Origin of the sequence: Pantoea sp. SIMBA_079, from assembly GCF_046940275.1 — a bacterium.
In the GTDB taxonomy this organism is placed as follows: domain Bacteria; phylum Pseudomonadota; class Gammaproteobacteria; order Enterobacterales; family Enterobacteriaceae; genus Pantoea; species Pantoea borealis.
Window position 1 is genome coordinate 1 of sequence record NZ_JAWRYR010000113.1, and the last position, 325, is coordinate 325.

Sequence of the window (325 nt, forward strand, 5' to 3'; positions counted from 1 at the left end):
GTGCAACCGCGTCGGACCGGCACTCCCAGCTGTTCGCCGTGAGCGCCCCGGTGGCCGGGATTTTCAGAGGAGCACGACCGCGCGTCGTGCCGTCGTTTTGCGTTCCGCGGGCCGATGTGAAAGTCCATTTTGCACGGGTATGCCGAGTCAGCTCTCCCGGAGTGGGGAGCCGATTCTTGAGGTTGATCACATCAAAGACCTCGCGCTTGGTGGAGACGATCATCCAGGCAACATGATTACGCTATGTCCGAACTGTCACGCGGTGAACACTCGCGGCAAGGAAGCGACGAGGCTCAGGAAGGCTCTGGCGAAGACCGCCTTCGCA

2 protein-coding genes are annotated in these 325 nt (G+C 61.5%); one reads left to right on the forward strand and one right to left on the reverse strand.

Annotated elements, in window-relative coordinates:
- A partial coding sequence (locus SB719_RS19340; protein ID WP_412159630.1) for a hypothetical protein occupies positions 1-223 on the reverse strand: 223 nt, incomplete at its 3' end.
- Between SB719_RS19340 and SB719_RS19345 the strand changes: the two genes are divergently transcribed.
- A partial coding sequence (locus SB719_RS19345) for an HNH endonuclease signature motif containing protein (protein WP_412159629.1) occupies positions 140-325 on the forward strand: 186 nt, incomplete at its 3' end. The genes SB719_RS19340 and SB719_RS19345 overlap by 84 nt on opposite strands.